At 69.7% G+C, this 4,512-nt stretch carries 6 protein-coding genes and 1 pseudogene; 6 read left to right on the top strand and 1 reads right to left on the bottom strand.

Going from position 1 to position 4,512, the window contains the following annotated elements:
- From A5712_RS21985 to A5712_RS21965, 5 genes are all read left to right on the top strand, one after another.
- Positions 1 to 198 (top strand): glycine betaine ABC transporter substrate-binding protein (locus tag A5712_RS21985; RefSeq protein ID WP_304528673.1); only part of this gene is annotated, 198 nt, incomplete at its 5' end.
- Positions 195 to 1,286: an ABC transporter ATP-binding protein gene (locus tag A5712_RS21980; RefSeq protein WP_068109710.1), complete on the top strand. Its 1,092-nt coding sequence runs from the start codon at positions 195 to 197 to the stop codon at positions 1,284 to 1,286. The genes A5712_RS21985 and A5712_RS21980, both read left to right, overlap by 4 nt.
- 2 nt (positions 1,287 to 1,288) lie before the next feature.
- Positions 1,289 to 1,975 carry an ABC transporter permease gene (locus A5712_RS21975; protein ID WP_068109705.1) on the top strand — a complete coding sequence of 229 codons (687 nt, stop codon included), beginning with the start codon at positions 1,289 to 1,291 and terminating at the stop codon, positions 1,973 to 1,975.
- Complete coding sequence (locus A5712_RS21970) at positions 1,972 to 2,718, top strand: ABC transporter permease (RefSeq protein ID WP_068109702.1); 747 nt, start codon at positions 1,972 to 1,974, stop codon at positions 2,716 to 2,718. The genes A5712_RS21975 and A5712_RS21970 overlap by 4 nt, the downstream gene beginning before the upstream one ends.
- A gap of 49 nt (positions 2,719 to 2,767) precedes the next feature.
- Positions 2,768 to 3,322, top strand: a complete 555-nt coding sequence (locus A5712_RS21965) for a putative glycolipid-binding domain-containing protein (RefSeq protein WP_369830422.1) — start codon at positions 2,768 to 2,770, stop codon at positions 3,320 to 3,322.
- Here A5712_RS21965 and A5712_RS21960 read toward each other — a convergent pair.
- Positions 3,285 to 4,223: a prephenate dehydrogenase gene (locus A5712_RS21960; RefSeq protein ID WP_068109697.1), complete on the bottom strand. Its 939-nt coding sequence runs from the start codon at positions 4,221 to 4,223 to the stop codon at positions 3,285 to 3,287. The genes A5712_RS21965 and A5712_RS21960 overlap by 38 nt on opposite strands.
- 114 nt (positions 4,224 to 4,337) lie before the next feature.
- Between A5712_RS21960 and A5712_RS30430 the strand changes: the two are divergent.
- Positions 4,338 to 4,512 (top strand): annotated as a pseudogene (locus tag A5712_RS30430) (tRNA adenosine deaminase); the annotation flags it as partial.

The raw sequence follows: 4,512 nt of genomic DNA, 5'->3' as shown, positions 1-4,512 counted from the left end.
GTGCCGCTGGTGAATTCGCAGAAGAAGTCGGACCGCCTCAAGGACGTGCTGGACGCGGTGTCGGCGAAGCTGACGACCTCCGGCCTGGCCCACCTCAACGCCGCGGTGTCGGGCAACTCCGGCATCGATCCCGATCAGGCCGCGCGAAACTGGGTGCGCGACAACGGCTTCAACCACCCGATCGGTCAACAGCGTTGATCGTCTTCGACAACGTCAGCAAGGTATTCGCCGACGGGACGACGGCCGTCGACCGGCTGAGCCTGGTTGTCCCCAACGGCGAATTGACGGTATTTGTGGGCTCTTCGGGTAGCGGCAAGACCACGGCGTTGCGGATGATCAACCGGATGATCGATCCGACCTCCGGCCGGATAACTGTCAACGGGGCGGATGTGTCGACCGTCAACCCGGTGCGACTGCGCCTCGGGATCGGCTACGTCATCCAGCACGCCGGCCTGATGCCCCATCAGCGCGTGATCGACAACGTCGCAACGGTTCCCGTGCTCAAGGGCCGGTCTCGCCGGGACGCCCGCAAGGCCGCCTACGAGGTGCTCGAACGCGTCGGACTGGACCCCAAGATCGCCACCCGCTACCCGGCGCAGCTCTCCGGCGGCGAACAACAACGCGTCGGTGTGGCGCGCGCGCTCGCGGCCGATCCGCCGATCCTGTTGATGGACGAGCCGTTCTCCGCCGTCGACCCGGTGGTGCGCCACGAACTGCAGAACGAAATCCTGCGTCTGCAAAGCGAACTGCACAAGACCACCGTGTTCGTCACACACGACATCGACGAGGCGCTGCGACTCGGCGAACGGATCGCGGTGTTCAGGGACGGCGTGCTGCAGCAGTACGACGAACCCGCGCACCTGCTGTCGCGTCCGGCCAACGAATTCGTCGCACGGTTCATCGGTCTGGGCCGCGGGTATCGGTGGCTGCAGCTGATGGGCGCGGACGGGTTGCCGTTGCACGACATCGACCGGATCGCCGCGGCCAGCCTCCCCGACGCGGGCCTTCCGGACGGCTGGGCGGTGGTGGTCGACGACGCCGGCATCCCGGTGGGCTGGATCGACGCCGAGGGCCTGCGCAAGCACCGCGCGGGCGCGTCGTTGTCCGACAGCATGGGCGGCGTCGGTTCGGTGTTCCGCCCCGACGGCAACCTCAGCCACGCCCTCGACGCGGCGCTGTCCTCGCCGTCGGGCCTGGGGGTCGCCGTCGACGACGGGGGCAAGCTGATCGGCGGCGTGCTGGCCGCCGACGTACTGGCCGCGGTGGAAGCACGGCGAAGGGCCTAGGCATGCACTACCTGCTCGCCCACCTCGACGACGCCTGGGCCCTGACCGTGGTCCATCTGCGCCTGTCGCTGGTGCCGGTCGTGATCGGGTTGGCCATCGCGGTGCCGCTGGGTGTGCTGGTGCAGCGCGCGCCGATCGCCCGGCGGCTGACGACCGCCACCGCCAGCGTCGTGTTCACCGTCCCGTCGCTGGCGCTGTTCGTGGTGTTGCCGACGATCATCGGGACCCGGATCCTCGACGAGGCCAACGTCATGGTGGCGCTGACGGCCTACACCGCCGCGCTGTTGGTGCGGGCGGTGCTCGAGGCGCTGGACGCGGTGCCCGCCCAGGTGAACGACGCCGCCACCGCCATCGGCTACCCCGCGATCAAGCGGATGCTGAAAGTCGAACTGCCGCTGTCCATTCCGGTGTTGGTCGCCGGGCTGCGCGTCGTGGTGGTGACGAACATCGCGATGGTCTCGGTGGGTTCGGTGATCGGCATCGGCGGCCTGGGCACCTGGTTCACCGAGGGATACCAGACCGACAAGAGCGATCAGATCGTCGCCGGCATCATCGCGCTGTTCGTGCTCGCGATCGCCATCGACGCGCTCATCGTCCTGGCGGGCCGGTTGGCGACGCCGTGGGAGCGGGCCGGGCGCAGGCCGCGTCGCCGGTCGGTGGTGGCCCCTGTCGTGGGCGGTGCGCGATGAACTTCGTGCAGCAGGCTCTGTCCTACCTCCTGACCGCCGACAACTGGACCGGCCCCGTCGGGTTGGCTTCGCGCATCCTCGAACACCTGGAGTACACCGCGATCGCGGTGGGCGCGTCGGCGTTGATCGCCGTCCCGGTCGGGCTCATCATCGGGCACACCGGGCGCGGCACGCTCCTGGTGGTCGGCGCCGTCAACGGCCTCCGCGCGCTGCCGACGCTGGGCGTGCTGCTGCTGGGGGTGCTGCTGTTCGGGCTGGGTTTGGGGCCGCCGCTGGTCGCGCTGATGTTGCTGGGCGTGCCGTCGCTGCTGGCCGGCACCTATGCGGGCATCGCCAACGTCGAGCCGTCGGTCGTCGACGCCGCCCGCGCGATGGGCATGACGGAGGCGCAGGTGCTGCTGCGCGCGGAGATACCCAACGCGCTGCCGCTGATCCTGGGTGGGCTGCGCAACGCGACGCTGCAGGTGGTCGCCACCGCAACCGTCGCCGCCTACGCCAGCCTCGGCGGCCTGGGCCGATACCTGATCGACGGGATCAAGGAGCGCGAGTTCCACCTCGCGCTGGTCGGTGCGCTGATGGTGGCCGCATTGGCGCTGATCCTCGACGGCCTGTTGGCGCTCGCGGTGTGGGCGTCGGCGCCCGGTACCGGCCGGTTACGCGGGCGGTTGCGTCGGCGCGACCACGTGACGCCGACCGCACTTGTCGACAAACGTGCCGCCGTCGGTGGACAAGTTTTACGGTAGAAGAGTGAACACGGCCCCCTCCGAACCCGCCCGGCGCGTATGGCAGGCGATGTTGACCTGGCGCGCGCAGGACATCTCGCGCATGGAATCGGTACGAATCCAGTTGTCCAACAAGCGGATGAGGGCTAACGGGCGCATCGTCGCCGCCGCCACCCCGACCAATCCGGCGTTCGGCGCCTACTACGACCTGCAGACCGACGAGACCGGCGCCACCAAGCGGCTGGGGTTGACCGTGACGTTGGCCGAGCGCGAACGCGTGCTCTCCATCGCCCGCGACGAGGAAAACATGTGGCTGATCACCGACCACCAGGGCGAGCGGCGCGCCGGATACAACGGCGCGCTCGACGTCGACGTGGTGTTCAGCCCGTTCTTCAACGCGCTGCCGATCCGGCGCCTCGCGCTGCACGAACGGGCCGACACGGTGACCCTGCCCATGGTCTACGTGAACGTGCCCGACATGAGCGTCACCGCGGCGACCGTCAGCTACACCAGCGAGGGCCGTCTCGACGGGATCAAGTTGCGCTCACCCGTCGCCGACACCACCGTGAGCGTCGACGAGGACGGCTTCATTGTGGATTACCCAAGCTTGGCAGAGCGGATCTGATCACCCCGCCCGCCCGGCCCGCGGCGGCCAGTTCCTCGCGCCACTTCTCCTCGCCGATGACGACCGTGAAGATGTCGGAGCGCGGGAAGCTGTCGTAACGCGTCCGCGCGGCGTGGCCGGCGTCGATGAGGTCGGCCAGTGAGTTGTGGCTGGCCAGCGAGTCGCGGGCGCGGACCAGCAACTCGATGACGTGGTCGACGGCCGGGAGCAGCTGCTCGGAGTTGCCCTCGCACATCGCCCGGACCAGGTCCGGGGCGGTGCCGGCGACCCGGGTGCCGTCGCGGAACGAGCCGGCCGCCAGCGCGAACGCCAGCGGGACCTCGCCCGCGGTGACCGCCAGCGCCTCGGCGAGCAGGTGCGGCAGGTGCGAGATGGCAGCCGCCGCCGCGTCGTGCTCGTCCGATTTGGCCGGTACCACCAGCGCCCCGCAGTCCAGCGCCAGCGTCATCACCATCGACCACACCACGGGGTCAACGTGGTCGTCGACGCTGATGACCCACGGGGCCCGGGTGAACAGCCCGGCGTATCCGGCGGCCCAGCCCGAGTCCGCGGTGCCCGTCATGGGGTGGCCGCCGACGAAGCGTTCCAGCAGACCGGCCGCGGTTACCTCTTCCAGCACCGCGCTCTTGACGCTGGTGACGTCGGTCAGCGGGCACTCGGGGGCGAGCTCGCTGATGTGGGCGAGCATGCCCGCCAACGCCGGCATCGGCACGGCCACGACGATCAGCGCATCAGTGTCGGCGGCCCGCGTCAGGGTGTGGTGGAGATCGGTGCTGGCGTCGAAGCCGTCGGCGGTGGCCGCGTGCGCCCCCTCGACCGATCGGTTGTAGCCGAAGACGTCGCGGCCGGCCGCGGTCGCGGCCCGCATGATCGAGCCGCCGATCAGGCCCAGCCCCAGCACGCAAACCGGAGTCTTGGATACAGGGTGCGCCACCGTCTTAGGTTTGCACACTTTCGGCGGGCGGCGGTGTTCCGTCTGGTCAGTTGGGCTGGTCAGCGACTAGCGTAGGCGCCCATGGGAGCACAGCGCGCTCCAGCGCAAGGGCCGTCCGCGGACGCACCGGACGGCTTCGGCGTTGCCGTCGTGCGAGAAGAGGGTAAGTGGCGCTGTTATCCCATGGGCGCCAAGGCGCTGACGAGCCTTCAGACCGCCGAGACGGAGCTGCGTGAGCTGCGCAGCTCGGGCGCGG

Source organism: Mycobacterium sp. E2327, assembly GCF_001672675.1.
GTDB lineage: Bacteria > Actinomycetota > Actinomycetes > Mycobacteriales > Mycobacteriaceae > Mycobacterium.
The sequence above is the reverse complement of the archived record's forward strand: the minus strand, read 5'-3'. Positions and strand labels throughout refer to the sequence as shown.